General features: G+C 69.5%; 22 protein-coding genes. 4 read left to right on the top strand and 18 right to left on the bottom strand.

What is annotated here, in order from left to right; all coding sequences use genetic code 11:
- The 3 genes from ACZ67T_RS37040 to ACZ67T_RS37030 form a co-directional block, all read right to left on the bottom strand.
- Window positions 1-215 (bottom strand): hypothetical protein (locus tag ACZ67T_RS37040; RefSeq protein WP_469990198.1); only part of this gene is annotated, 215 nt, incomplete at its 3' end.
- A 671-nt stretch (window positions 216-886) separates the two neighbouring features.
- Window positions 887-1,231 carry a VOC family protein gene (locus tag ACZ67T_RS37035; protein ID WP_469990196.1) on the bottom strand — a complete coding sequence of 115 codons (345 nt, stop codon included), beginning with the start codon at window positions 1,229-1,231 and terminating at the stop codon, window positions 887-889.
- Between the two features lie 56 nt (window positions 1,232-1,287).
- On the bottom strand, window positions 1,288-1,632 hold the full coding sequence (locus tag ACZ67T_RS37030) for a YciI family protein (protein WP_469990195.1): 345 nt from the start codon (window positions 1,630-1,632) through the stop codon (window positions 1,288-1,290).
- A gap of 253 nt (window positions 1,633-1,885) precedes the next feature.
- Between ACZ67T_RS37030 and ACZ67T_RS37025 the strand changes: the two genes are divergently transcribed.
- Window positions 1,886-2,230 carry a YciI family protein gene (locus ACZ67T_RS37025; RefSeq protein ID WP_469990193.1) on the top strand — a complete coding sequence of 115 codons (345 nt, stop codon included), beginning with the start codon at window positions 1,886-1,888 and terminating at the stop codon, window positions 2,228-2,230.
- Window positions 2,227-3,492 carry an RNA polymerase sigma factor gene (locus ACZ67T_RS37020; RefSeq protein WP_469990191.1) on the top strand — a complete coding sequence of 422 codons (1,266 nt, stop codon included), beginning with the start codon at window positions 2,227-2,229 and terminating at the stop codon, window positions 3,490-3,492. The genes ACZ67T_RS37025 and ACZ67T_RS37020 overlap by 4 nt, the downstream gene beginning before the upstream one ends.
- 120 nt (window positions 3,493-3,612) lie before the next feature.
- Here the strand turns inward: ACZ67T_RS37020 and ACZ67T_RS37015 are convergent, their stop codons facing one another.
- The 10 genes from ACZ67T_RS37015 to ACZ67T_RS36970 all read right to left on the bottom strand — a co-directional run bounded on the left by ACZ67T_RS37015 (window position 3,613) and on the right by ACZ67T_RS36970 (window position 16,955).
- Window positions 3,613-4,233 (bottom strand): biotin transporter BioY, encoded by a 621-nt coding sequence (locus ACZ67T_RS37015; RefSeq protein ID WP_469990190.1) that lies wholly within the window; start codon window positions 4,231-4,233, stop codon window positions 3,613-3,615.
- 70 nt (window positions 4,234-4,303) lie between these two features.
- Entirely contained in the window at window positions 4,304-5,164 is an 861-nt protein-coding gene (locus tag ACZ67T_RS37010; protein WP_469990188.1) for a 3-hydroxybutyryl-CoA dehydrogenase, read from the bottom strand.
- A 78-nt stretch (window positions 5,165-5,242) separates the two neighbouring features.
- Window positions 5,243-7,246 carry an acetyl/propionyl/methylcrotonyl-CoA carboxylase subunit alpha gene (locus tag ACZ67T_RS37005; protein ID WP_469990186.1) on the bottom strand — a complete coding sequence of 668 codons (2,004 nt, stop codon included), beginning with the start codon at window positions 7,244-7,246 and terminating at the stop codon, window positions 5,243-5,245.
- Between the two features lie 9 nt (window positions 7,247-7,255).
- Complete coding sequence (locus ACZ67T_RS37000; RefSeq protein WP_469990184.1) at window positions 7,256-8,860, bottom strand: carboxyl transferase domain-containing protein; 1,605 nt, start codon at window positions 8,858-8,860, stop codon at window positions 7,256-7,258.
- Between the two features lies 1 nt (window position 8,861).
- Window positions 8,862-10,151, bottom strand: coding sequence for an MFS transporter (locus tag ACZ67T_RS36995; protein WP_469990182.1), 1,290 nt, complete (start codon window positions 10,149-10,151; stop codon window positions 8,862-8,864).
- Window positions 10,144-11,343 carry an 8-amino-7-oxononanoate synthase family protein gene (locus ACZ67T_RS36990; RefSeq protein ID WP_469990180.1) on the bottom strand — a complete coding sequence of 400 codons (1,200 nt, stop codon included), beginning with the start codon at window positions 11,341-11,343 and terminating at the stop codon, window positions 10,144-10,146. Before ACZ67T_RS36990 ends, ACZ67T_RS36995 begins: the two co-directional genes overlap by 8 nt.
- A 316-nt stretch (window positions 11,344-11,659) precedes the next feature.
- The gene (locus tag ACZ67T_RS36985) at window positions 11,660-12,502 is read right to left on the bottom strand and encodes a helix-turn-helix transcriptional regulator (RefSeq protein WP_469990179.1); all 843 of its coding nucleotides are present in this window, start codon (window positions 12,500-12,502) and stop codon (window positions 11,660-11,662) included.
- Between the two features lie 621 nt (window positions 12,503-13,123).
- Window positions 13,124-13,330 (bottom strand): hypothetical protein, encoded by a 207-nt coding sequence (locus tag ACZ67T_RS36980; protein WP_469990177.1) that lies wholly within the window; start codon window positions 13,328-13,330, stop codon window positions 13,124-13,126.
- A gap of 567 nt (window positions 13,331-13,897) precedes the next feature.
- Window positions 13,898-15,319, bottom strand: a complete 1,422-nt coding sequence (locus ACZ67T_RS36975) for a lipase family protein (RefSeq protein ID WP_469990175.1) — start codon at window positions 15,317-15,319, stop codon at window positions 13,898-13,900.
- 28 nt (window positions 15,320-15,347) lie between these two features.
- On the bottom strand, window positions 15,348-16,955 hold the full coding sequence (locus ACZ67T_RS36970) for a GMC oxidoreductase (RefSeq protein ID WP_469990174.1): 1,608 nt from the start codon (window positions 16,953-16,955) through the stop codon (window positions 15,348-15,350).
- Window positions 16,956-17,245: 290 nt separating this feature from the next.
- Here ACZ67T_RS36970 and ACZ67T_RS36965 point away from each other — a divergent pair, with 290 nt between their 5' ends.
- Window positions 17,246-17,893, top strand: a complete 648-nt coding sequence (locus ACZ67T_RS36965) for a TetR/AcrR family transcriptional regulator (RefSeq protein WP_469990172.1) — start codon at window positions 17,246-17,248, stop codon at window positions 17,891-17,893.
- A gap of 145 nt (window positions 17,894-18,038) precedes the next feature.
- Here ACZ67T_RS36965 and ACZ67T_RS36960 read toward each other — a convergent pair whose 3' ends face one another.
- From ACZ67T_RS36960 to ACZ67T_RS36945, 4 genes are read right to left on the bottom strand one after another with little or no spacing between them, the layout of a single operon-like run.
- Complete coding sequence (locus ACZ67T_RS36960; protein WP_469990170.1) at window positions 18,039-18,860, bottom strand: carbohydrate ABC transporter permease; 822 nt, start codon at window positions 18,858-18,860, stop codon at window positions 18,039-18,041.
- Entirely contained in the window at window positions 18,857-19,837 is a 981-nt protein-coding gene (locus ACZ67T_RS36955; protein WP_469990169.1) for a carbohydrate ABC transporter permease, read from the bottom strand. The genes ACZ67T_RS36960 and ACZ67T_RS36955 overlap by 4 nt, the downstream gene beginning before the upstream one ends.
- A 7-nt stretch (window positions 19,838-19,844) precedes the next feature.
- The gene (locus ACZ67T_RS36950; RefSeq protein ID WP_469990167.1) at window positions 19,845-21,089 is read right to left on the bottom strand and encodes a sugar ABC transporter substrate-binding protein; all 1,245 of its coding nucleotides are present in this window, start codon (window positions 21,087-21,089) and stop codon (window positions 19,845-19,847) included.
- Window positions 21,090-21,138: 49 nt separating this feature from the next.
- A complete protein-coding gene (locus tag ACZ67T_RS36945) occupies window positions 21,139-23,064 on the bottom strand; it encodes a glycoside hydrolase family 127 protein (RefSeq protein WP_469990165.1) in 1,926 nt (641 codons plus the stop codon).
- A 284-nt stretch (window positions 23,065-23,348) separates the two neighbouring features.
- Between ACZ67T_RS36945 and ACZ67T_RS36940 the strand changes: the two genes are divergently transcribed.
- Complete coding sequence (locus ACZ67T_RS36940; protein WP_469990163.1) at window positions 23,349-24,368, top strand: LacI family DNA-binding transcriptional regulator; 1,020 nt, start codon at window positions 23,349-23,351, stop codon at window positions 24,366-24,368.
- 160 nt (window positions 24,369-24,528) lie between these two features.
- Here ACZ67T_RS36940 and ACZ67T_RS36935 read toward each other — a convergent pair whose 3' ends face one another.
- The gene (locus ACZ67T_RS36935) at window positions 24,529-26,298 is read right to left on the bottom strand and encodes a flavin monoamine oxidase family protein (protein ID WP_469990202.1); all 1,770 of its coding nucleotides are present in this window, start codon (window positions 26,296-26,298) and stop codon (window positions 24,529-24,531) included.
- Window positions 26,299-26,437 lie beyond the last annotated feature (139 nt).

The raw sequence follows: 26,437 nt of genomic DNA, 5'->3' as shown, positions 1-26,437 counted from the left end.
CAGGCATCTTTGGCCGAGGCGGCAGCGATATCGACGACGGACGACGAGAAATCCTTCGTGACGTAGTCGTAGGTCCAGCCACCGTGCTGCCCGCCCGGACCGGTGACAGGCCCTGCGCGGTGCTTCTTGGCGGAGTTGCCGCCGCCCGAGCAGCCGGCCACCGCACAGACCGTCACCATCACCAGCCCCAGAGCCCTGGTGCGCCATCGCCCCATCCCGCTCACCCCCGCCCGTGTGCCGGGAGTCTACGGTCATCCATGCGCCATGGCGCCACCTCGTGACCCTGCCCTGACTGCCCCTGAGCAGGAGATGACTGCGCTGGTCGGCGGGTCCGCCTCGTAGGGGCGGATGAGGAACGAGTCGAACCGGACAGTGGCGGACAGGGCGGCGAGTGCGCCCTGTCGACCGATTCCCGGCAGCTGCGACCAGGACGACCACGGCGACCCGAATCAGGGCCGCGCTCCTGGCGGACGGTTGCGCGCGGAGGGGACGAGTGCGAGGGCCACGACGAAAGGTTCGGTCAGCGCCGCGAGGCGGGCGAGCCGGTCACGGAGGGGTGACGGGAAGCGGTGGCGCAGGGCCGCGACGGCATCGGCCGCCTGACGCTTTCTCGGTTGGCCTTCACGGTAGCTTGATGCCTCGTGGGGACGGCCGGTGGGGCGGTGTCACATGTTCGGTGGAGGGGAGGGCAAGTTGGGTGCGGCGAGGGAGAGACGTCCCTCCACCGGACCTTGAGCGCTTCGGTTTCTTCGCCGCCCGCCTCTTGCAAGACCGAGTCCCGCCCCGACCCCGCCAGACAACGGGAACGCGCGGAGCGGGATCCCGATGGCGCGGCGGGCTGACCTCGCCTAGCCTGCCGCGCCCGCCGGGACCGCCACATGTCCCGTCAGAGGATCTGGATCAGTCCCACTGCGTTGCCGTCGGCGTCGTTGAGCCGGGCGACCAGCTTCCCGTCACCGACGTTGTGCGGCGCTTCCTGCACCGTCGCGCCCGCGGCGGTGAGGTCCTTGAGCGACTCCTCGATGTCGTCGACCACCCAGTGCGGCACCGGCGCGGTCAGGCCCCTGCGGTGTCCGTTCGGGTCGAGTCCGATGCGCTGTCCGTTGCAGTCGAAGCCGACGTAGTACGGCTCGTCCTTGACCGGACCGGCCCCCAGGAGGGCGGTGAACACGGCCTTCGCGCTCTCGAGGTCCTTGACGGGGTAGATGATCGTTTCGAGTCGGGCAGCCATGACGGCTCCTTTCGGTGCTGTGTTCTTCGGGGGTGCGAGCGGCAGGGCCAGGCGGGTCATGCGCCCCAGACCGGGCGCACCTCGGTCGATCCGTAGGCCGCGTTGGGGATACGGGCCGCCCACGCGAGAGCAGCGTCCAGGTCGTCCACCTCGATCAGGAAGAAGCCCGCGAGGAACTCCTCGGTCTCGGCGAACGGCCCGTCAGTGATCTCAGTCTCCTCGTCGCGCACCCGTACAGTCGTCGCCGTGTCCGTCCCGCCGAGTCCCTGCAGACTGCGGAAGACCCCGGACTCTTTGGCGTCCCGGTGGAACTTCTGCCAGCGCGCGGCGAACGCTTCCCGCTCACCCTCCGTGGGGTTGCTGTCGGCGGGCAGGTGGCTGAGCAGTGCGTACGTGGGCATGGTCACTCCCCGTAAGGGTGTATGAGCCGCGCCTTTCGCGGCTTCGTCAGCGACGACGCTCCACGCCCCGCGCATTCGACACCGCGCGACGAAAATTCGCGAGATATGACGCAGGACACATCTCGCCGGTGAAATCAGTCCGGGGTGTCGACCAGAGGGCCCCTGCGGCGTCGTCAAGGATGAAACCGGAGGCCGCATCGCGCCGGTCATCCACACAGGACACCGGTCATTCACACAGGACAGAGGAGGCTGCATGCCCCGGTACGCACTGCTGAACTACCAGCCGGTCGAAGGCGGCCCCGGGCCCGAGGAATTCCGGGCGGAGAACGCCCGCTGGCGCGCTTTTGACGAGGCAGTAAGCGAGGCCGGCGTGCTCGTCGCGCATCAGGGACTCGCCCGGCCCGAGACGGCCAAAACGGTGCGTATGCGCGGTGAGGAGCCGCAGATCACGGACGGGCCCTTCGCCGAGACCAAGGAGTACCTCGCCGGCGTCCTCCTGATCGAGGTGGACGACCTGGAAGCCGCGCTGGAGTGGGCGGCACGGATGCCCGGCACCAGCTACGCCTGCACCGAAGTGCGCCCGGTGTGGGGCACATGAGCGGCCATGACCGCGATCCGGCCACCGCCGTCGAGCGCGTCTTCCGTGAGGAGCAGGGCGCGGTCGTCGCCACGCTCATCCGTCATCTCGGCAACTTCCAGCTGGCCGAGGACGCCGTCCAGGACGCCTTTGCCTCTGCAGTCGCGACCTGGCCGCGTCACGGGGTGCCCGACAAACCCGCCGCATGGATCATGACGACGGCGCGCCGCAAGGCGATCGACCGGCTGCGCCGTGAGCGCGCGGTCGCCGACCGCACCGCACGCCTGGCCGAGCTGGCGCGTCTCGACGCGCAGGAGCACCACGGGGAGACGGAGGAGAGCGCGGTGGCCGACGACCGGCTCCGGCTCGTCTTCACCTGCTGTCACCCCGCGCTCGCCAAGCCCGCGCGAGTGGCGCTGACGCTCAAGACCCTCGGCGGCCTGTCCACCAAAGAGATCGCCCGCGCGTTCCTCGTCAGCGAGACGACGATGGCGCAGCGCCTCGTCCGCGCCAAGCGCAAGATCGCCGAGGCCCGGATCCCGTACCGCGTGCCCAGCGACGCCACGCTCCCGGGCCGTCTGGAAGGCGTCCTGTCCGTGGTCTACCTGATCTTCAACGAGGGATACGCGGCCGCAGAGGGCGAGCGGCTCGTCCGGGGTGAGTTGTGCGGCGAAGCGATCCGGCTCGGCCGGATGCTGCGCGAGCTGATGCCGGACGACGCCGAAGTGCTCGGCCTGCTCGCGCTGATGCTGCTCACCGACGCCCGCCGTGCGGCTCGTACCGACGCTCACGGTCGATTCGTCCCCCTCGACGAGCAGGATCGCCTGCGGTGGGACCGGGGGCGGATCCGGGAAGGGCTTACGGTGCTCGACACGGCCCTCGCGCACCACACACCCGGCCCCTACCAGCTGCAGGCGGCGATCGCGGCCCTGCACGATGAGGCGCCGAGCGCGGAAGCGACAGACTGGGCGCGCATCGCCGGACTGTACGGTGCGCTGAGATTGCTCTCCCCCTCACCGGTGATCGAGGTCAACCGAGCCGTGGCCGTCGCGTGGGCATCCGGACCACGAGCCGGCCTCGAACTCCTGGCCCCGCTGCTCGGCGACAGGCGACTGGCGCGCTACCAGCCGCTGTACGCGGCCCAGGCCGAGCTGCTGCGCCGCGCCGGCGCCGCCGAAGACGCCGCACATGCATATGAGCAGGCAATCGAGCTCACCGAGAACACTGTCGAACGAGCCGAACTGGAACGCCGGTTGGCGGGTCTGTCCCCCGGCGCCCGCTGACAGGGCTTCGGCATCCAGCACGGCTGACCTGGCTTCTCGGACGCTCTCACGCTTGGCCGCAGTGCGCTCGCCCGGCTGACAGTGCCTTGTTGAGGATTCGACCAGCGCGCGGTCTCGGCGTCAGGAGTCGTCGGAGCTCCCGAGTACGCGCCACATCGCAGGGAGCGCGCCCATCGCCAGGGCCGCCTTCACAGCGTCGCCCACCAGATAGGGAGCGGCGCCCAAGGCCACCGCCCGGTCCAGGGAAAGATGCAGGGACAGCGCGAGATACGGCACTCCGACGGCATACACGCACATGCTGCCCAGGGCCATGACACCGGCCGTACGCAGCGGGCTCCGGTCGCCGCCACGCACGGCCAGGCCGCCGACCACGGCGGCGGCGAGAACGAGTCCGAGCACGTAGCCGAAGGTGGGCATGGCCGCACCGGAGGCGCCCTCGGCGAACCAGGGCATGCCGCAGACGCCCGCGCCGGCATAGACGGCGAGGGCCAGCGCCCCGCGCCGCGCTCCGAGGGCGATGCCGACCAGCAGGGCGGCGAAGGTCTGCCCTGTCACCGGGACCGGTGACCCGGGCACCAGTACCGCGAACTGCGCGGCGATGCCGGTCACGGCGGCGCCGCCGAGGACCAGCGCGGCATCGCGCGCCCGGGTCAGGGCGGCGCCCTCGGTCGGCAGCAGGTCGGCGAGGACCCGTCCCGCGGGACGGGGTGTCGGCGAGATGATGGAGGAGACAGTGCTCACGTCAGGCGTGTCCGTTTCTGCATGTTCTGTGAGGCTGTTGTGCGAGTGCGAGTGCCGGTCCGGGCGCTGGTTATGGGTACGCGTAGAAGCCGCGGCCCGACTTACGGCCGAGCAGTCCTCCCTCGACCATGCGGGAGAGCAGCGGCGGAGCCGCGTAGAGGGGCTCCTTGAACTCTGCGTACAGCGCGTCGGCCACGGCCGCCACAACGTCGAGGCCCACCATGTCGGTCAGCCGCAGTGGGCCCATCGGGTGCGAGCAGCCGAGCACCATGCCTTGGTCGACGTCCTCGACGGTGGCGAAGCCCGTCTCCACCATGCGCACGGCGGACAACAGGTAGGGCACCAGCAGGGCGTTGACCACGAAGCCGGCCCGGTCCTTGGAGCGGATCGGCTGCTTGCCCAGGACCCGTGCGACCCATGACTCGGCCCGGTCCATGGTCACGTCGGACGTGTGCAGGGAGCCGACCAGTTCCACCAGGGACATCGCCGGTACGGGGTTGAAGAAGTGGGTGCCGATGACCTGGGACGGGCGGTTGGTGGCCCCGGCCAGCTTCATGATCGGGATCGAGGAGGTGTTGGAGGCAAGGATCGCTTCCGGGTCCTCGACCACCTTGTCGAGGGTGGCGAAGAGATCCAGCTTGAGCGTCTCCTCCTCGCGGACCGCCTCAACCACCAGCTGCCGGTCGGCCAACTCGCCCAGATCCATGGTGAATCCGATGCGTGCCGCGGCCGCGTCCCGCTCGGCAGCGGCGAGTCTGCCCTTGGCGACGGCGCGGTCGAGGGAGGCGAGGATGCGGTGCCGCCCGGTGGTCAGCGACGCCTCGCGGGAGACCACGACCAGCACGTCCATGCCTGCCAGGGCGCTCACTTCGGCGATTCCGGCACCCATGGCGCCCGAGCCGACCACTCCCACACGACTGATGGGGTTCATTTGATGTATCACTTCTTCCGTTTTGGTCTTGCCTTGAATGACTGGTGACTGGATGCGGTGGGGGAGTGAGTACGCGGCTCAGGCGGCCTCTTCGCTCTGCTGCGGCGCGATGACGACGAGGACCTGGTCGGCCGAGACGATGTCGGCGAGAGCGCAGCGGACCTCCTCGACCACGCCGGAGGCAGGGGCGAGCACCCGGTTCTCCATCTTCATCGCCTCGACGATCGCCACCGTGTCGCCCTGCTGCACGAAGTCACCTACACCCATGGGCAGTTGGACCACAGTGCCCGGCATGGGCGAGGTCACCGCGTCGCCGCCGGCCGCACTGTCGTCCTCGCCGACAACATCGAGAGTCAAGGTCAGCCGACGGCCGTCGACGACGAGTTCGCAGCCGTCCGCCCGGCGCAGGCCCGTCCACAGCGCCTCGCCGACCGTGCCGCGCATCAGCGCCCCGTCCGGCGTGCACGAGACGGTGAACGGTTCGCCCGCCACGGCCACCGTGAGTGCACTCTCCCGACGGGAGAGCAGCGCCGCTTCGAGGGAACGGCCGCCCACCCGGCAGGCGACCCGGCCCAGCGGGGCGTGCCGGTCGAGCAGTCGCCGGTCGAGAGCCCCGAGGGAACCGCTCCACGGTGACTCGGCTCCGCGCGCGGCGGGGCGCGCGGGCAGGCTCATCGCGGCCGCACAGGCGGCCGCCACCGGCTCGAGGTCCCGCCGGTGCTCGGCAGCGCGGGCGGCGAACTCGTCCACCAGGTGGGTGTCGATCAGCCCGGCCCGTACCCGGGTGTCGCGCAGCAGATCGGCGAGGAACCCGAGGTTGGTGGTGAGGCCGAGGAGGGCGGTGGAGCGTACGGCGTGCAGGAGTTGGGCGAGCGCCGCGGGGCGGGCGGGGCCGTGCGCGATGAGCTTGGCGATCATTGGGTCGTAGAAGACCGGGACGTCGCCCGCGCCGTCGAAAGCCGCGTCGACCCGCAGCTCGGTGGGCCACCGGGCGGCCAGCGCCCGGCCGGGGGCGGGTCGGAAGTCCGCATCAGGGTCCTCGGCGTACACGCGGACCTCGACGGCGTGACCTGATGCGGCGATCTCATGCTGCGACAGCGGGAGTTGCTCGCCCGCGGCGACCAGCAGCTGCCACTCCACCAGGTCGAGGCCGGTGATGGCCTCGGTGACCGGGTGTTCCACCTGGAGGCGGGTGTTGACCTCCAGAAAGTAGAACCCGCTGTCACCCGCACGAGCGCTGTCCGTGTCGAGGATGAACTCGAACGTGCCCGCGTTGGTGTAGCCGATGGCCTGTGCGCCGCGTACGGCCGCCGACAGCAGCGCCTGACGGACGTCCGCCGGGAGGTTGGCGGCCGGCGCCTCCTCGACGATCTTCTGGTGGCGGCGTTGCAGAGAGCACTCGCGCTCGAAGAGGTGCACCACATTGCCGTGAGTATCGCCGAAGACCTGGACCTCGATGTGTCGGGGCCTGCGCAGATACCGCTCGATCAGCAGGCGTCCGTCGCCGAAGTTGGCTCGGGCCAGGCGGACCGCGGCCTCGACGGCGGGGGCGAGGTCGTGCTCCCGCTCGATGACCTGCATGCCCTTGCCGCCGCCTCCGGCGACGGGCTTGAGGATCACCGGGTAGCCGATGCGGTCGGCGTGTGCCCGGATGTCGTCCGCCGACTCGGTGGCGTCCGCCGAGCCCGGCAGGACCGGCACGCCCGCCTCGCCCATCAGCCGCTTCGCGGTGGCCTTGTCGCCCATGGCCGCGATGGTGTCCGCGCCCGGCCCCACGAAGACCAGGCCCGCCGCGGCGACAGCGGAGGCGAACTCCGCGTTCTCCGAGAGGAATCCGTAGCCCGGGTGGACTGCGTCGCAGCCGGTCCGCAGGGCCGCGTCGATCAGGGTGTCTGCGCGCAGGTAGCTGTCGGCCGCGGGAGAGGGGCCGATCAGGACCTGCTCGAAGGCGCCGTCCAGGTGGGCCGCGGCGCCGTCCGCCTCGGAGTGGACGGCGACGTACTCGATGCCGAGGCGTCGGCAGGTGCGGGCGATACGGCGGGCGATCTCGCCCCGGTTGGCGATCAGGAGTCGTTTCACCATGATGGACCATCACATCCTGAACACGCCGAAGCGTGTCTCTCGTTGCGGTGCTGCCGCGGCCAGGGCAAGGCTCAGCGTCAGCCATTCACGGGTGTCGGCCGGGTCGACCACGGCGTCCACCCAAAGGCGTGCGGCGACGTAGAGGGGCTGGCCCTCGCGGTCGTAGTTGTCCCGGATCGGCTTCTTGAAGGCCTCTTCTTCCTCCGGGGTCAACGAGCGTCCCTGCTTGGCCAGTTGCTCGTTCTTGATCAGCGCCAGAACGGTCGCGGCCTGCTCTCCGCCGACCACGGACGTCTTGGCGTTGGGCCACATGGCCATCAGCTGCGGGCCGATCGAGCGGCCGCACATGGCGAGGTTGCCCGCGCCGTAACTGCCGCCTATCAGCACGCTGAACTTCGGGACGGCGGCGCAGGACGCGGCGTTCACCATCTTGGCGCCGTGCTTGGCGATGCCGCCCGCCTCGTACTCGGCGCCGACCATGAACCCGTTGATGTTGTGCAGGAAGAGCAGCGGGACGCCACGCTGCGAGCACAGTTCGATGAAGTTAGCGGACTTCTGGGCGCTCTCGGAGAAGAGCACGCCGTCGTTGATCAGGACGCCCACCGGGTAGCCGCCGATCCGGCCGGTGCCGCACACGATCGTCGTGCCGAACCGGGCGCGGTACTCGGTGAATTCGCTGCCGTCCAGGAGCCGGGCGAGGATCTCCCGCGCCGGGATCGGCTCGCGCGGGTTGGCGCTGACGATGCCCGGCAGTTCGGCGGGGTCGTACAGCGGCTCCACCGGCGTCTCGGGCGGTGCGGCCGGGGTGCCCGTGCCGCTTCGGGCTGCGATCTCCCGGACCAGGGTGAGGGCGTGCTCGTCGTCGAGGGCGAGATGGTCGGCGACACCGCTGGTCGCGGTGTGCAGATCGGCCCCACCTAGGGTCTCGGCGTCGACGATCACGCCGGTCGCGGCCCGTACGAGTTGTGGACCGCCCAGGAAGATCGACCCGTTGCCGCGCACGATCACGGTCTCGTCGCACATGGCCGGGATGTACGCGCCTCCGGCGGTGCACGAGCCCATCACGGCCGCGATCTGCGGCAGGCCCATCGCGGACATCTCCGCGATGTTGCGGAAGATCTTCCCGAAGTGGTTCTCGTCCGGGAAGATGTCCTCCTGCATCGGCAGGAAGACGCCTCCGGAGTCGACGAGATAGATGCAGGCCAGCCCGTTCTCGCGGGCGACCTGCTGGGCTCGCAGGTGCTTGCGGACCGTCAGCGGGTAGTACGTACCGCCCTTCACGGTCGCGTCGTTGGCGAACACGACCGTGGGCCGGCCCTCCACCATGCCGACACCGGTGATGATGCCCGCCGACGGGACGGCCTGCTCGTACACCTCGTGCGCGGCGAGCTGGCCGATCTCCAGGAATGGGGTTCCCGGGTCGAGCAGCCGGGTCACCCGCTCCCGCGCGGTGAGCTTGCCGCGCGCGGCGTGCCGGGCCTGTGCCTCGGCGCCGCCGCCGGCGATCGCGGCGGCGCGGGCCGCCGCGATCTGCTCGCGCAGCGTTCCGTAAGCCGCACTGTTGCGGCGGAACACCTCGCTGGAAGGGCTGATGTGGGAACGCAGAACCGCCATGTCACTTCCCTGCCTTGAGGACTGCCGTGGGCACGGCGATCCGGGTCAGGAGCCAGGCCGAGGCCCCCAGTGCGGCGGCGACCGTGGCCCAGGCGAGGTCGGCGTGCAGCAGCGCGGCGCCGGCCGCGGCCACACCCGCCATGGACTGCTGGAGGAAGCCGCACAGCGAGACGGCATAGGCGCCGTGCCCCTGCTGGCTGGTGACGGCGGTGGCCATGCTGTTGGGGAACAGCACGGACTGCCCGAACGTGGTCACGCAGTACAGCGCGACGAAGGCCACCAGAACGCCGGTGTCCGGCAGGCCGGGCACCGACCACAGCGCGATCATCAGCACGCCGGTCGCGGTCATCACGATCGATCCGGCGGTCATCAGGCGGCCCGAACCGGCCCTGGACACCAGCCGGTTGACGGTCATCGCTCCGGCGAAGTAGGCCGCGCCGAGCAGCAGTCCGAGGCTGCCGTACTGGTCTGTGGCGAGCCCGAAGTGTTCCTGGAAGACGAACGGGCTGACCTCCTGCAGCAGCACGATCGTGGCGAACCCCGCGCCGCCGGCCAGGGCCGGCAGCAGGAAGCCGGGCTGCCTGCTGATGGTGAGGCAGATGCGCAATACCTCCGACGGCCGCTGTACGGTGCGGCCCGACTCGAACGGCACGGTGAAGGTCAGGGCCGCCGCGACCGCGCCGACCGTGGCGAGGACGACGAAGCCGGCTTCCCAGTGCGCGTACCTGCCGACCAGGCCGCCGAGGAACTGGCCGCCACCCATCGCCGTGATGAACGCGATCGACAGCACGGAAAGGCGGCGGGCCAGTTCGTCGCCGTTCCAGCGATCACGCACCAGGATGCGGGCGATGATCGCGCTGCCCCCGGCGCCGATGCCCTGCAACGCACGCAGCACCAGCAGCCCTTCGGGGGACCGGATCAGTGCGATCGCCGCGCTGGTGAGCACGAACAGTGCCAGCGAGGTCAGCAGCGGGCCGCGGCGGCCGTACCGGTCCGCAGCCACACCCCACAGGACCACCGGAGCCGCGGCGCCGATCACGAACGCCGAGATGGAAAGAGCCGCATAACTGCGCGACATTCCGAAGTCGTGCGCCACGATGGGCAGCGAGGGCAGGTAGATGGTGGTCGCCATCTGGGCCATGAAGACCAGCAGGCACGAGAGCGCCATGATGCGACGGTTCACGTGATGAAGCGAGGCCTGCTCCGCCTCGTCCGTCATCGCGTCATCGACCGTCAGCGTTCTGCCGCGCTGTAGTTTTCCGTCGGCCGGGGATATCTTCTGCTCAGTCATTCTGGCTCCGCAGTTCATTGACCAGACGGCCGAATCGCTGGATGTCGGTACGCGTCATGTCCGCCCGGAGCATGATGCGCAGCCCCGCCTTTCCGCGGGCGATGACGGGGAAGAAGAGGGCGGAGGTGTAATAGCCCTCGGAAAGGAGAGCCTGACCGATACGGACGGTCTTCTCCTCCGAGCCGATGTCGATGAACCGGATGGGCAGTCCGTCGCCGCTGTTGGCGGTCGGCACCAGCGCGTCGAAGCAGTCGATGTTCTCCTGCAGCCGGTGCTGCAGTTCCTTGAGTTCGGGCGAACGGTGCAGTGCGGCAGAGGCGACGACCGCCCCGAGACCGGCGGTGTTGATCCGCTGTGACCAGGTCAGCGGACCACCGTAGCGCAGGGCGAGGTCACGGCGGTGCCGGGAGCCCTGCGGCCCCAGGAAGATCGCGCCGCCGGACGCGCCGAAGCCCTTGTTGAGTGAGGTGATGATCAGCGTGCGGTCGTTGATCTCGCCCATGGCGTCGAGGACGACGCCGCGCCCCTGGTCGCCGCAGGTCGACACTCCGTGTGCCTCGTCGAAGAACAGGAAGAGCCCGTACTTCTCCTGCAGGCGCAGGAGTTCACGGACCGGCGCCTGTCCGCCGGTGCTGTACACCCCGTCGGCCACGTAGGCGATGTTCCGGTGGGTGCGGCAGAGCTCTTCCAGGGCGTCGAGGTCGTTGTGCGCGATGGTGGTGACCTCGGCCTCGTCGGCGACGCTCGGCTTCATCGCGTTGAGACAGAAGTGCGCATGCTTGTCGAACACCATGAGCGGCGGCGCGTCGCCGGTGAAGGCGCCGGACGCCACCAGGGGCAGCGCGGACCAGGCGGCCGCCGCGCAGGAGGCGAGGGTGACCGCCTCGACCCGGAACAGGTCCGAGAGCGCGTCCTCGGCATCCTTGAGAATCCCGAAGTGCACGCGCATCCGGGAGACCGAGGTGTTCAGTGAGGCGTTCTCGGTGACGGCGTCGGCCGCCGCGCGGATCAGCGCCGGGTGGGAGTCCAGACCGAGGTACGAGTACGACGACATGTTCAGGAACTCGTGGCCGTCGGCCCGGGTGGCATAGCGCCCGGCACCGCGGTTTTCGGCGACAATCCCGGCCATCCCGGATTCGGCGGTGACGTTCCAGAAGTCGTTACTTATCCCTATCGTCTTCTTGATGTTCATGAAGGCATGCAAAATAGCTCCCGAAGTATTCCTCAGTCGAGTTCCGAGCCTGGAATCAAATCAGAGCGGAACGGACGGGTGTCACCACCGTCCACCGCCGTGCACTCCGCAAGCAGGAGGGCCCCTATGGGCTCGGTCTTAAAGAGATTCGCAACTCGGCGTAGCGGAAGTCAACGGATTCCGACCGGCAATGTTCTGCCGGTCGCCCTCGGGCGGCAGAAAGCGGACCGGCAGAAGATTGCCGGTATCCGGACCGGAAAAACTTTGCCGGTCGGCAACTGTTGAACGCGCCGCCGGCATCGGCCAGAGTGAGCGTTCAGCCGTCCAGGCGGCCGGTGCCGGTTGTCGCGTCGGCCCCCGGCAGCAGGCTGAGGAAGGTGAGCCGGAGTCCGGGATGGCCCACGGGATGCAGTACCTGGGAGACGACATCGACGGCGTGCGGAGCGAAGCGGGGGATAGTCAGACGGAACGTGTGCCCGTCCCGGTTGGCGATGATGACCGGGCCGTCGTCCCAGATCCGCCGGCACTCGGGGTCGGCGAGTGCCGTCAACAGGATCTCCGCGAGTTCGGGGTGCCCCGGGTACTGCGCCATGGCGTAGCGCAGCATCGCGAGGTAAGCCCGCCCGTGCTGGGGCCAGTCGGCCAACTGCCGACGGGCCTCCGGGTCGGTCAGCCCCCAATGGATCAGGTTGGCGCCGGGTACCTGCACCCACGGGAACCACTCAGCCATGGCCTCGTTGTGGGCGAGCACGTTCCACGCGTTGTCGGTGAGATAGGCGGGCTGCGCGGGCTGCAGGTCGAGCAGGTGCTGCAGCGGCGTCAGATCGACGCCGTCGGCGGGCGACACGGCGGGGAAGGGCTCCCCGCCGGCAGCGTAGAGGAAGAGGGTCGCCCGCTCGTCCGCGCACAGCCGCAGCGCGCCCGCCAGAGCGGTCAGGGTCCGGGAGTCGAGGCGGGGCGTCGCTCCGCGTTCAAGGTCCCGGTACCAGCGTTCGCTCATGCCGACCTGTGCTGCGACCTCCACCTGCGGAAGCGGTTTACCGAGGCCCAACTTGTGGCCTGCTCGCGCCCGCCAGGCCCGCAGTAGCACCGCGAGACCCACCTCTTCCTCCGGCAGATGCCTGTGGCGGGTCTGGTCGGTGGAGTTGTCGCGCTGCATGAATGTGGTCCTACTCTGGCTGCTTCCTGGTGCCGTGGCTCAGGTGGGAGCGGCCGGCGTGGGGTTCCGCGTACGGGCGGCGCCGACACCGTCGCGAATGGATCAGTGCAGGTCAGGTGCCCTACTCAAGGGTAACCCGGCGTCTCTGTACTGACTCCGCACGGACAATTGTCCCGGTCGGTACCGTTACCAGCACCTTCCGGCTGGGCACCGTCGCTTTGGGGACGCCGCCCAATGCATGGGCGGCGTCCCCAAATCAGGCGGCGAAGAGTCGGCTCCGTATCGGACCCGGTGATGTACGTGGCTTGTTGACGCACTCTCTCGCCTGTTGGTTACGCCTTAGGAACGCAACTCGGTCCCGAAGACCAACTTGCCGTGCGCCGCGGGCTGTCGGACCTTCAAGTTCCGAGGCCGTCCGCTGCCGCGTCGATTTGTAGACGCGTTGGTCTCGGTACGCGCGGGCGTGCTCAGGGACGCAGCCGATGCCGTAGGCGCAGGGGCAGGTGCCGACGGAGAGCGAATGGCGGGCGGGCGATGAAGGCGCGGTCGGCTTCGATGGCCTCGGCGGGGTGGATCGCTCATGGTGAAGTCGGGTGTTGAAACCGCGCGAGTACCCCAGGCTCATCGGTCCTGGATGTCCGGCAAGGTGGTGTCCGAGGCGGCGTACAGGAACTCCAGGAGTTTGCCGTATGCCTCGATGTGCGTTCTGTCCTGCTCCGCCCCGTGCCGCGGCGTCTCTGTTTCATGGTCAACCGCGTGCAGCCAGTCGATGACCGCGCCGAAAAACGGCACCAAAGCGCCTGTTGCCGCTTGCGCGGCGGTGCCCATCTCGCTGGGACCTTCCACGAAAACGATGTGCTGGAGACGGTCGAGCCGGCGGTTCTGAGTCCGTGCCTCGTTCCAGAGGCGGCGGGCGGCCTGCGGCGCTCTTCGCGTTCCTCGGGAGGGTCGGTTTCCGCGATGCCGCCGAGTTTGATGCCCGCTTCGCTCAGCGTTCCGTGTACCAGGTGACAGCCTTCGGCGAAGGCCAGGTAGGCACTCTTTCGTGATTCGCGAAGAGCACGAGTCCGCTCGGCGTCCATCTGAAGGCGGGCCTGCCTCAACTGCGTTTCGGACTGGACCTCGGCCTGTCGCTCTGCCTTCCTTCCGGTGATCCATGCGGATGCCGTAGCGCCGACTGCGCCGACTGCGGCGCCGATGACGCCACCGAGGAGTCCTGCAGGTCCTGCGTCCATGGCGTGATTCCGGCGGCCAGCGATGTGCGTTGCCAGGGGGGCGCGATGATGGTGCCCGGCCACTCGGTGAGGTCAATGTGGCCTCTGCTGCCGGCAGCGTAGGCGGCCCGGGGAGGCCCCCTTCCGCCTGAGGCCGCTGTCCCGGCAGAAGGGGGGCGCGTCAGGGCTGGAGGGGCATCGTTTGGCAGTTGGAGGTGGCCGGCTTGCCGGATAGCCGGTCCGTCAGCCAGGAGATCGCGTCACCCTGGTCGGTGATGAGAGGCACGAGGTGGTTGGTGAGGATCTTGTCGCCGAGGTTGGGCAGCTTGATGGCCTCGTAGGTCACGTCGGCACCCTTGGCGCACCAGTCCACGGCCTGTTGTCGGACCTGCGCGTGGGGCACGATGTCGTCCTGGACACCGGTGGCCACACGCACCGGTCCGGCCGGCTTACGTGTGCCGATGCGCTGCTTGTCCAGGGCGGCCTTCGCTCGGGGGTCTGCGGCGATGATGTCCCCGATGGACTTGCCGTTGCTGGTCCAGGTGCTGCTGTGGGTGAAGCCGAGGCCGAACAGCGCGTCGCCGACACACATGGTTGACGCGTCCTCGAGCGCGGCCCTGCCCGCGTCGCTGATGTTGGATTCCACGACCGCCCGCAGGTCGGGGTCGGCTTGGGCGAAGCCGTTGATCGACCAGGCCAGCGCTCCGGCCAGTGCGCTGCCGTCGATGCCCTTGATGACTGACGTCAGGTTCGCGGGTGGAGCGCCGGCGTAGGTTCCGGCAAGTTGCACGTCGGGGGCGTAGGAGGGCTGGAGTTCGGCGGCGGCCGCGCTGGCGCCGCCGCCCTGGCTGTAGCCGTACAGGCCGGTCGGGGAGTTCGTGGTGACTGACGCCCCGGGGACGGCACGGGCTGCGCGGGCCGCGTCCAACAGGGCGTGCCCCTGGTCGAGCCGGTTGACGTAGGTGTGCAGGCGGTCGGTGGCGCCGAGGCCGACGTAGTCGGTGATGACTACTGCTGCCCCGGTGGCCAGGATCCGGTAGATGGCGAGGGCCTCGTAGCCCACGGACACGGTGTTGCCGTTGAGGGTCAGCGGATGTTGCAGCGCGAACGAGGGTGCGCACTGGTCACCTTGGCCCATGGTGCCCGAAGCCACGGCCACCAGGGGGCGTGGCCCGGGCTTCTTCCAGGTGGTCGAGGGCTCGATGTAGGCCCCGGTCACCGCGACGGGCTGCCCGGCGGAGTCGGTGGACTTGTACATCAAGCGGGTCGCGGTGCCCGGCATGGGGCGGCCGTCCAGGCCGGGGATGCTGAGCCCGAGCGGCAACGCCTCGGTACGGATCAACGTGCCGTTGGCGGCGGGCAGTTCGGTCGGCGGGTTGTAGAACGTGGGGATGGTGACGCCGCGGGACACGACGGGCTCCGCGGCGGATGCCGAGGCCGGCGCCGTCGACAGGCACACGCACACGGCGCCCGCTACGACGCCGGCCAGCAGGCTCACGCGAGCCGGAACGGCACGGCAGGTGGGAGGTGTTGTCGACGGGGCTGCGGGGCTGCCGGAGCGGATGGTGCGGAGGGATCGGGAACGGGCTTCTCTGCGGTTCATGGCGTGCTCCTCGCTCGTCGTGGAGAGTTCAGATGACTGTGTCGATGTCGTGCGCGGTGATGGCGTCCATCGCCCGTTCCGCGACCGCGGCGATGGTCATGGACGGGTTGCACGCTCCCGTCGTGCCCGGGATCAGCGCACCGTCGAGCACGTAGAGGCCGCGTTGGCCCTGCACGCGGCCCTCCAGGTCGCACACCGTGCCCATCGGCGCACCGCCCAGGGGGTGCCAGGTGCTGTTGACGAGGGAGTTCGTGTCGGTCAGCACACCGATCCCCTTGGAGATGTCCGTAACCCGCTGCTGGATCGTCCGGTGACTGCCGGTGTCGCCGTTGCGGGGCCAGTGCAGCGACACGGTGTCGGTGGCGGGGTCGTAGAGGAACCGGCCGCGGTCGGGGCTGACACCGAAGCCGACGAGCATGGTCGTCCTGGTGTCGAGGCCCAGCGGCGGGAGTGACGCCTGGATGACAGTGTTCGCGGTGGCCGGGTCCTCCCATGCCTTGCTGCCGAAGACCACCGGGCCGCCCTGTTCGCTCCCGAAGTCTTCCTGAAGGTTCGACCACGTGTAGATCCGGTCGCCGTTGGTGCCCCAGCCCTCACCGAGCCCGTCGGGCAGATCGGGGATGGCGCCAGTGGCTCCCGCGCGGACGAGGAGCTTGCTGGTGTTGATACTTCCTGCCGCCATGATCAGGGCACGGGTGGAGAGGACCTTCTGCTCCAGCACACGTCCCGAGTCGTCGGTGCGATCGACATGCACCTCCCAGCGGCCGTCGCCGGCCCGCGCCACGGATGTGACGTTGTGGTGGGTCGCCACGGTGACCTTGCCGGTGGCCTCGGCCTGACGCAGGTAGGTCACGTCGACGGAGTGCTTGCCGCCATTGTTGACGCCGAGTGCGCAGTCGCCGTTCGTGTACGACGGCTTCATCTCGCCGCGCAGTTCGGCCAGGGCGTAGTCCCAGTCGATCGGCATCGGGATCTTCGAGACGTCGTATCCGGCCTTGCGGACCCGCTCGGCGAACACCCGGGCCGCGTAGTAGGTGGAGGTGCTGATCAGTTCCTCGGGCGCTGTCGCGACCCGGAGCATGGCGGCGACCCGCGGATAGTGGATCCGGTCCATGCGCCGGTAGTCGAGCTGTTCGGGCAGCCAGGTGTTGAACACCGGCTCCGAGGGCTGGAGGGTCATGCCCTGATAGACGAGCGAACCACCGCCGACCCCGGCCGCGCAGACGCTCAGGATGTTGTCGCCGAGCACGGGTTCCAGGAGCCCTGTGTAGGGAGTGAAGTCGAGCGGGGTGCCGATCAGCCGCGCGAGCGGCCTGGCGGCTGCCGGGAGGGTGCCGTACCAGAGCATCCGTTTGTCGAGCCCCGAGACATGCGGGAACGTCTCGGCGTTCGGTCCTGTCGGCCAGCGGCGGCCGCGTTCCAGGACGGTCACCGGCACACCGGCCTGTGCCAGCCTGAGCGCTGCCACGCCACCCCCGAAGCCGGATCCGATCACGACGACTCGGTGGTCTTCTTCGGTCAGCCGGACACGGGTCGGCGCGGCGGAGGCGGGTGATGCGGCCGTCGGCGAAAGGGCGCCGGCGGCTGCGAGTCCGGCGGCGCCGGCGAGTAGCGCGCGCCTGCTGGGCGTGGGCATGCGTAACTCCTTCGAGGGAGGGGGAGATGCCGCCGTCCGATCGGCGGCTGACCGTCCCCCGACCCTGCCGGTCGGGGGACGCGGTAAGAGGACCTACGAACGTGAGACGTGGCAAGTGGATCAGGCATTTGATGCGCACATGCCAAGTAGCGAGCGGGAGAACTGTGGTTACCCGCTGGTTACTTACGGCAGAGTAAGTTGACGTGTCACTGACTGACAAGACGTCTGCATGCGTCAGTTCCAGACGTCTTCGCTATGCTGCGCAACCGAGAGAAGGTGGTGGAGCGAGCGTGCGTGAGACGCCATTCCCGGACCGCGGGCGGACGGTGGAGGCGGATGCCAGGCCACTCCTCGCTCAGCGGCGCAAGGCGGCTCTCCGGTTCGAAATCGCCCACGAGGCGGTCCGCATGTTCACCTCACAGGGCGTCACGGCCACGACCGGCGAGCAGATAGCCCAGGCCGTCGGCATCTCCGCCCGCACGCTGTGGCGACACTTCCCCACCAAGGAAAGCTGCGTCCTTCCCCTGCTCACCGCGGGACTCGACTTCGTCATGGACCAACTGCGCCACTGGCCACCGCAGTCGAGCCTGCTGGAGTTCTTCACGGACGTCTGCCGGATCGGCGAGCTGCCCTCCACCACGCCGGTCATTCTCGACCTGATCCGCATGACGTCCACCGAGCCGGCCCTGCGCTCGGTCTGGCTCCAGGCGCATGACGACGCTCTGCCGGTACTGACTGAGCTGCTCGCCGAGCGATCCGGCGCCGGCTCGGACGACCTGCGCGTGAACGTCCACGCGGCAACCCTCAACGGCGCGTTGCGCGCAGCGGCTGAGGACTTCGCCCGACGGTACGCGGCCGACCCCGACGCGTCCGGCAGCGAAATCACCGCATGCCTCCTGGCCGCCTTGCACGCGGCGGCCGAAGGCCTGCCGTACTAGGGGCCCTCGTCTGGATCATGCCGGGCTTAGGGGCCCTCGTCTGGATCACGCCGGGCTCGCGAGGCCTGGCCCGGCCTGATCCAGACGAGGGCCCAGGCCTGACGTCGCGCTCGTCTTCGGCTGACCACGGGAGCCCGGAAGCAAGTCAGTCCTTCACCGCGCCGGCGGTCACGCCCGCAGCCACGTAGCGCTGGGCAAGGATCAACAGGACCGCTGTGGGGATGGAGGCGACGACGGCGGTGGCCATGATCGCGTTCCATTCCTGGTTGTTGTTCCCGATGTACTTGTAGATGCCGAGGGTGATCGGCCTCAGTTCGCCGCCACCGTCGAGAGTGTTGGCGAAGACGAAGTCGGACCAGGCCCACAGGAAGGTGAAGAGCGAGACGGTGACCACGGCGTTGCGGCTCACCGGCAGGACGATCGACCAGAAGGTGCGCAGGGCGCCGGCGCCGTCGATGCGTGAGGCGGCGATCAGCTCGCCGGGGATGCCCGACATGAACGCGGTGAAGATCATGACGCCGAACGGAACGGCGATGGTGGAGTCCGCGATGATCAGGCCCCACCAGGAGTTCAGCAGGCCGAGGTCGAGGAAGAAGCCGTAGAAACCCATCGCCATGACGATGCCGGGAATCATCTGCGCGACCAGCAGGAACAGTCCGAGCGCACCGCCGCCGCGCCGGCGCAGTTTGGCCAGTGAGTAGCCGGCGGGGGCGGCGAGCAGGAGGGTGAGGGCGACCGTGCCGAGACCGATGAGGAGACTGATGCCGAGATTCGGCAGCTGGTCCTGCAGGACGGCCTCGTAGCCCTCGAAGGTGGGGTGCAGCGGCAGCAGGTCGGGCGGGGACTTGCGCATGTCCTGCTGCGGGGTGAGGGAGACGTTGAGCATCCAGTACACCGGGAACAGCATCAGCGCGGTGAGAACGAGGCCGATGAGGGTGTGACGGCCGGAGCCGGTGCGCGGCTTCACGCTTCCTGCCTCCTCTGTACGCGGATGTAGAGCAGCCCGAAGACGAGCGCGATGAGAATGAGGATGTTCCCGACGGCGGCGCCCGGACCGAACTTCGGCAGCAGAGTGCCGAATCCGAGCTGGTACGACCAGGTCGCGAGAGTCGAGGAGGCGTCCCCGGGACCGCCCTTTGTCATGATCCAGATCAGATCGAAGACCTTGAGGGTGTAGACGAGGCCGAGGAGCAGCGTGATCGCCGAGACGGGTCGCAGCAGTGGAAAGGTGATGCGCCGGAACTGCTGCCAGGCGCTCGCCCCGTCCAGAGCCGCGGCCTCGTACAGCTCGGTGGGGATGTTCTGCAGGCCGCTGTGGAGGATGACCAGGTTGAAGGGGATGCCGATCCAGATGTTGGCGATGATCACCGAGGTCAGCGCCCAGTCGGGTGAGGTGAGCCAGCCGACCTGGCCCGCTCCGACCAGCTGAAGTGCGTAATTCACCACGCCTGATTCGCTGTTGAGCATCCACGACCAGGTGGACGCGGACACGATCAGTGGCAGCAGCCAGGGGACGAGGAACAGGGCGCGCAGCGTGGGGGCCAGGCGGAAGTGCCGGTTGAAGAAGACGGCGAGGGCGAGTCCGGCCGCGTACTGGAAGGCGATCGACACGAACGTGAACGTCATCGTGTGACGCAGCGCCGGACCGAACGCGGGGTCGTCCAGGACCGTGCGGAAGTTTCCCCACCCGCTGAACGGGGCGTCGCCCGCGACGAAGGAGCGGACCGTGTAGTCGCGCAGGCTCAGGTCGAGGTTCCGGTACAGCGGATACAGGTAGAAGGCGACGAGGTAGGCGATCAGCGGGGCGACGAAGGCCAGTGCCGTCAGGCGGCCGCGGCGGCGCAGCCGGCGGTGGAGCGAGGCGGCGGTGTCCCGCGCGCCGCCACCATGTGTTCCCCGTGGGGCCGGCCCCCGCGGCGGCAGGTCGACTCGGGCGATGGTCACGGTCGCCCTAGCCCTTCCGCGCGCTCGACTGAGCCGTGTCCAGCGCCTCCTTGGGGCTCTTGCCGCCCGAGAGCGCGGCTTGGACCGCCGTCCACATCGGCTGGGAGATCGTCGGGTACTTGACTCCGAGCCCGCCGCTGGTGCGACCGCGTGCCGCGGCCACGGCATCCACCCAGGGGCCCAGTTCCGGGCTCCGCTTGACCTGCTCGGCCTGGACGGCGGACGTGGGCGCCACATAGGTCAGTGTGGTGTCGCTGGCGAGGAGGTTGGCGTCGCTGATCAGACACGTGACGATCTTCTTGCTGACGTCATAGCGCGCGGTGTCCTTCTGCACGGGCACGGTGACGAACTCACCACCCGTCGGCACCGGAGCCGAACCGCCGTGCTGTCCCGGGATGTTGATGACCCCGTAGCCGAAACCGGCCTTCTTGGCATTGGCGAGCTGCCACGTGCCGTTCTCGCCGAAGGCGTAGTCGCCCGTGGCGAACTCCTGCCAACTCGTCGTCTGGGTGTTCTGCAGCACGTCTTTGGGAGCGAGGCCGCCTTCCGTCCAGCTCTTCCACAGGGACAGCGCGGCCACCCCCTTCGGCGAGTTCAGCTCGGTGAGTTCGGCGCCCGCGCCCCAGAACCACGGCAGGAACTGGAAGCTGCCCTCCTCCGTGTTGATCGCGGAGAACGTGATGCCCTTCTTCCCGGCCGACTTGACCTTCTTGAGCGCCGCGGTGAGGGAGTCCCAGTCCTTGACCGAGGCGGGGTCGACGCCGGCGGCCGACAAGACCTTCTTGTTGTAGTAGAGGGCCAGGGTGTTCGCGCCGATCGGGATGCCGTAGGCGGACTTGTCGACGGTGCCCGCGCCGATGATGTTCTTCTGGATGGACGAGGTGTCGAGGCCGAGGTCGGACGTCTTGTTGAGGATGTCCGCCTTGACGAGCGTGGAGACCACCGGGTTGTCCACGAGCATCACGTCGGGCGCGTTGCCCTGCTGAGCCGCGAGCAGCGCCTTGTTGCCGAGGTCGGTGGTGTCGTACGCGGTGCGCCTGACGGTGACTTCGGCCTTCGTCCCGCACCGGCTGACGCGCTTGCCCCAGGGGGAGGAGGCGTCGAACTGCGGGTACGGGTCCCAGAACGTGTACGTCCCGTCGGAGGCGCCGGAGGATCCCGAGCTGCCGGAGCCGCCTGAGCAGGCGGTGAGCGACGCGAGGGTGCCGAGGGCGGCGAGCGTGGCGAGGAGGATGCGGCGGGTCGGTGTCACGGGGAGTCCTCGTTGTCGTAGAAGGGGCGCGGCACAGCCGGGCGGGATGTCATGTGGTGGGCAGCCAGACGCGCATGCCGCCGTTCTCGCGGTTGGCCCACGAGTAGTAGGGGATCGCGGTGAGCTCGACGGCTTCGCCGTCGTCGGGAGCGGGGCGGGTGCCCGCTGGGGTGTACGGCCACCAGCCCCGGTCCGCGCCGGTACGTCGACGGCCGGCGGCCACGACCGTGGTGACACCGCCGAGCAGGTCCGGACGGTGTTTCACGCCGAGCGGTCCTGTGGTGTCCAGGACGATGTCGTCGAGTTCGCCGGCGGGGTGGTCGACGCCTTCGAGGCAGTAGACGAGCGGTCCCCGTTCGATGGCGACGCAGCCGCGTACGGAGTCGACACGGGGATCGGCCACGGTGAGCCGCGGATCCAGACCGAGTTCGAGGACGATCCGGTCGCCCGGTGACCAGGTGCGTTCAAGGCGCAGCCAGCCGCCGTCGAGGGGAGCGTCCGTCCGGTCGTAGACGCGCGATCCGCAGCTCACGCGGAATTCGCGGCACCACGAAGGGATGCGCAGGGCGAGGGTCCGAGGGCGGTCGGTGGGAGCTTCCTCGACGGTGAGCGCGACGGTGCCGTGCCACGGGTAGTCGGTCTCGCAGCGGAACGTGATGTCGCCTTCGCCGTAACGGCCGGCGATGTACTGATGGATCTGCAGACCTGTGTCGTCGGCGCTGGCCAGGTAGTGCTCCATGCTGGCGAGCAGGCGCATGGCGTTGGGCGGACAGCAGGCGCAGCGGAACCAGCGGGTGCGGCGGGCCGATTTGTCGCCTCCCTGATCGGTGTGGCCGTCGCGGACTTGCAGGGGGTTGATGTACAGCCAGCGCTCGCCGTCGAGGGAGACCCCGGCGAGGAAGCCGTTGTAGAGGGTGCGTTCGATCAGGTCGGAGTAGCACGACTCACCGGTGAGCAGGGCCATGCGCCAACTCCACTGGATGGAGGCGATGGCCGCGCAGGTCTCGCAGTAGGCACGCTCGTTGGGCAGTTCGTAGGGGTCACCGAAGTCCTCTTGGGCGTGGTGGGCGCCGAGACCGCCGGTGAGATGTGTCTTGGTGGCGGTCATGGCCTGCCACAACCGCGCGCCCACGGCGCGGAGTTCGGTGTCCCCGGTCTCGGTGGCCAGGTCGGCCGCGGCGGCGAGCAGGTACAACTGCCGTACGGCGTGACCTTCTACGTTCGTCGCCTCGCGCAGCGGGACGCGGTCCTGGCAGTAGACCTCTCCGCCGAGCAGGCCGTGGCCGTGCCGGTCGACGAAGTAGCCGGCCAGGTCCAGGTAGCGGCGCTCGCCCGTCTCCCGGTACAGCTCGACCAGGGCCGTCTCGACCTCGGGGTGGCCGTCGATCCCGTCGACGGGTTTGCCGCTGCCGGGCGGGCCGAAGACGGACGTGAGGTGATCGGCGAACTTGACCGCGACGGACAGGAGTTCGGAGCCGCCGGTGGCACGGTGATGCGCGACCGCGGCCTGGATGAGATGGCCCGCGCAGTACAACTCGTGGCCCCAGCGCAGGTCCTCGTAGCGCCGGCCGTCCTTCACCAGCTGGAACCAGGTGTTGAGGTAGCCGTCGGGCTGCTGGGCCGCGGCGACGAGGGCGACGATGCGGCCGACCTCGTCGGCGAGTTCGTCGCAGTGGGAACGGCCGAGCTGCCAGGCCGCCGCCTCCAGCCACTTGTACACGTCCGTGTCCACGAAGGGGTAGTCGCCCCGGAAATCGCCGTCGGCAGTTCCTGCCGCCAGCCGCAGATTGTGCAGGTTCCCGGCGGACTCGAGCAGTTCCGGCCCCTGGGGGATGGAGACATGCGCGTTGATCTCTTGGCGGGTGTACCAGAAGCCCGCCTCGATCAAGACGTTGGCGGGGCGACGAGCGGCACGTGCGCCCGGACCGAGGCGGACGGGTCCCGACGCGGGCAGGGCGGAGCGTGAGCGGGGCATGGCTCTCCGGGGGGTGACGGGCGGGACGAGTCGGTCGTGCGGCGGCTCTGGCGAGCGGCCTCCTGCCGTGGCACGCCGGGGTTGCGCAGGGGAGACCGAAGGCGGACGGCGGGATCGCGACGCTTGTTTGAGCAACCCTTTTCTCGCCGAGAAGTACAGGGCAGCCCACGTGTCGGGTCAAGGCATGCGGCAAGAGTTTCTCCAAGTTTCCCGGGGCTGGCGGATCCCCCTGCCCCCTGCCAGCATGTCGGGCGTACGCATCCCTCGAGGAAAAAGGTTTGCCCGTGACCTCTGCTCCAGGCTCCGCTTCGGCCGGCCGGGCCCGGCTCGCCGATGTCGCCGCCCTCGCCGGGGTCAGCGTCGGCACGGCGTCGAAGGCGCTGAACGGCGGCGGACGGATGCGTCCCGAGACGCGTCAGCGGGTGCTGCAGGCCGTGGAGGAGCTGGGATTCAGGCCCAACCAGTACGCGCAGAGCCTGCACAGCGGCCGCAGTTGGACGGTCGGACTCATGACGACGGACGGCATCGGCCGGTTCAGTACGCCGGTCCTTCTGGGAGCCGAGGACGCGCTCGGCGCGGGCAAGATCTCCGTGCTGCTCTGCGACACCCGGGGCGACTCCATCCGGGAACAGCACCACCTGCGCAACCTCATGGACCGCCGCGTGGACGGCATCATCGTCACCGGACGCCGTACCGACGCCCGGCCCCCGCTGCCAGGTGTCGGATCCGTCCCCGTCGTGTACGCGCTCTCCCCTTCCACCGACCCCGCCGACACCTCCGTCGTCACCGACGACCGCGGAGGCGCCCGCCTCGCGGTGGAGCACTTGGTGGCCACCGGGCGTACGCGGATCGCGCACGTCACCGGGCCGGAACACCACGCCGCCGCCCGCGAGCGGGCCCAGTACGCGGCCGAACAACTGGCGACTGCCGGACTGCAACTGTCCACCGGGCGAAGTCACTTCGGGGAGTGGAGCGAGGCGTGGGGGCGCAGGGCTGCCGAAGCGGTGCTGCGGACGGCACCCGACACGGACGGCTTCTTCTGCGGAAACGACCAGATCGCCCGGGGGGTGGCGGACACGCTGCGCGAGCGTGGTGTGGGCGTCCCGACAGACGTCGCCGTCGTGGGCTACGACAACTGGGACACCATGGCACTGGCCAGCCGTCCGCCTCTCACCACCGTCGACATGAACCTCGCCGAGATCGGCCGGATCGCCGCCCTGGAACTTCTGCAAGCCATCGAGGCCGAGCCACGACCGGGCGTGCAGACGGTGCCGTGCCGTCTGATCGTGCGGGAGTCCAGTTGAGGGCCTGCCAGGGGGACGGTTCCGAGCAGCCCCCTCGATGGCACCTGCGCGGCGGCGCCGGCACCCACCAAGGACCCGGCAGGCCCTGGTAAACGCTGCGCGCAGGAGCCCAAGGTAAGTCGGACGCCCTCTGACCGGTCCTGGGGCCGACCGGCCGGTCCTACGGGCCGAGGTAGACGCCCGGCGAGAGCCATGCCGGGCGGGGCAGGCCGAAATGCTCCTCGAGCATCAACTCGGCCTGGGTGAGCGCACCGTAGACCCAGCCCTGCCCCGTCGACCACGCCGATCCGCAGACATAGAGGTTGGCGTCGTGGAGCGGGCGACGCATCCGCGGCATGATCTCCCAGCTCTTCGCCCCCGCCCGCCAGAAGTGGTAGGCCGCCCCGTACGGGTCCTGCACCCAGTCCTGGAAGTGGGCCGAGGTCGGCTCGGGGATACGGGCACGGGGGCCGTGCAGCTCGCGCAGCTGGCGCTGGGCCTCCTCGACCAGTGTTCCCGGCGCCGCCGTGTCCATCGGGCGCGGCGGCCGGGTGACCGCCACCGGGGCCAGGCGTGTGGGCCGCTTGAGCAGCTCGTTCCAGAACTCAACGTCGCCGAGGTCGTTGTAGGAGGCCAGCAGCAGGGCGTTGCGGTCGGCGGGATCGGCGCCGCTCTGTCGGCCCTCGACGCCCCAGTAGTAGACCTGACGCAGGGGCAGGTCGGTCACCGAGCGGCCGGCCTGCAGACCGATGTCCTCCCACCACGGCCGGTCGTAGCCGAGGAAGAGTTTGGAGGCCGGCCTCGGCACGATCGAGCCGAGGTCGGACAGGAACTGGTCGCCGGCGAAGAGGAAGGAGTCCGGATCCAGCAGTTCGATCGAGCGCTGGGGCATCGCCAGGATGACGTGGCGCGCCCGGACGGTGAGCGGCCGGCCCCCGGGCCAGACGGCGAGGGCAAGGGTCAGCACCTGTTCGCCGTGGACCGTCTCCCGGTCGATGCGGCGCACCTGGTGGTGCAGGTGGACCTTCCCGCCCTCGGCCTCGAACCGCCGCACGAGTTCCTCGGGCATCGTCTGGTAACCCTTGTCCAGGAGCCGGAACTGCGGCGCCGGGGAGCCGACGAAGTCCGCCACCGACGCCTCCATGGCCTCGATGCTGTTGACGTTGTCCACCACCGAGCCGTAGCCGAGGCCGTCGCGGAGGAACGTCCACCCCTCCTGCCCGACCGCGTCGAGCAGCAGGTTCCAGAAGCCGATGTCGTAGAGGTGCCGGCCCTCGGCCGTCGCGGTGGGCTTGATCTTGTCCCACGCCTGGGGGTTCATTGTGGCGGCGCCGGGGACGAAGCGTTCGATGACCGACTGGAGCGCGTCGTCGGGAGACTTGCCCCGGATCGCGGCAGGCAGGTCGTAGGGCACGACCCGCGGGTCGCTGAACTGACTCAGCGTGAAGCGGTGCTGGCGCAGGTAGGCGAGGTTGTGCGGCTCGTCGACCGGGAAGGGGCGGGTCGGCAGCCGCAGATGGTCCACGAGGTCGGCCACCACCGGCTGGTTGGTCAGGTAGCGCATCCCGCCGAGCTCGGCGCGCAGGTGAGGCATGCCGGGTGGCGTCACGGACAGCAGGCGGCCGCCGATGCGCTCGCTGCCCTCGAACAGGCTCACCGCGAGGCGGCCGCCGCGGCGCCGGCGGAGCCTGTCCAGCGTGCTGCTGCGCCCGGCTTCGGGTCCCAGCAGCCGCCAGGCGGCATACGCCCCGGACACCCCGGCGCCGATGACCGCGACGTCGATGACGTCGTCCTGCGGATGTGCATGCGCCACTGTTCCCAGCGTCGCGTCGACGGCGGTGGCGGCGCTCAGCGCCCCGGCCCCCTTGAGTACGGCACGGCGCGTTGGTGTGCCCATCTGCGGCAGCCTCCTGGTGCGGATGTCCTTGGTGCTGCCGCCTGTTGCGACCACCAAGCTCCCATAAGCTACCAATCCAGACATCGAGTGGGCGGCCTGTGGCAGGCGCGTCGTCCGGCGGCCGGACAGCCGGCGACGGCCTTGCCTCGCTGCGCCTGCGGCGTGCACTCCAGAGCGGCGCGGTCGCGGTCGA

This window comes from Streptomyces sp. NPDC107517 (genome assembly GCF_055582645.1).
This window is presented reverse-complemented; position numbering and strand designations above follow the sequence as displayed.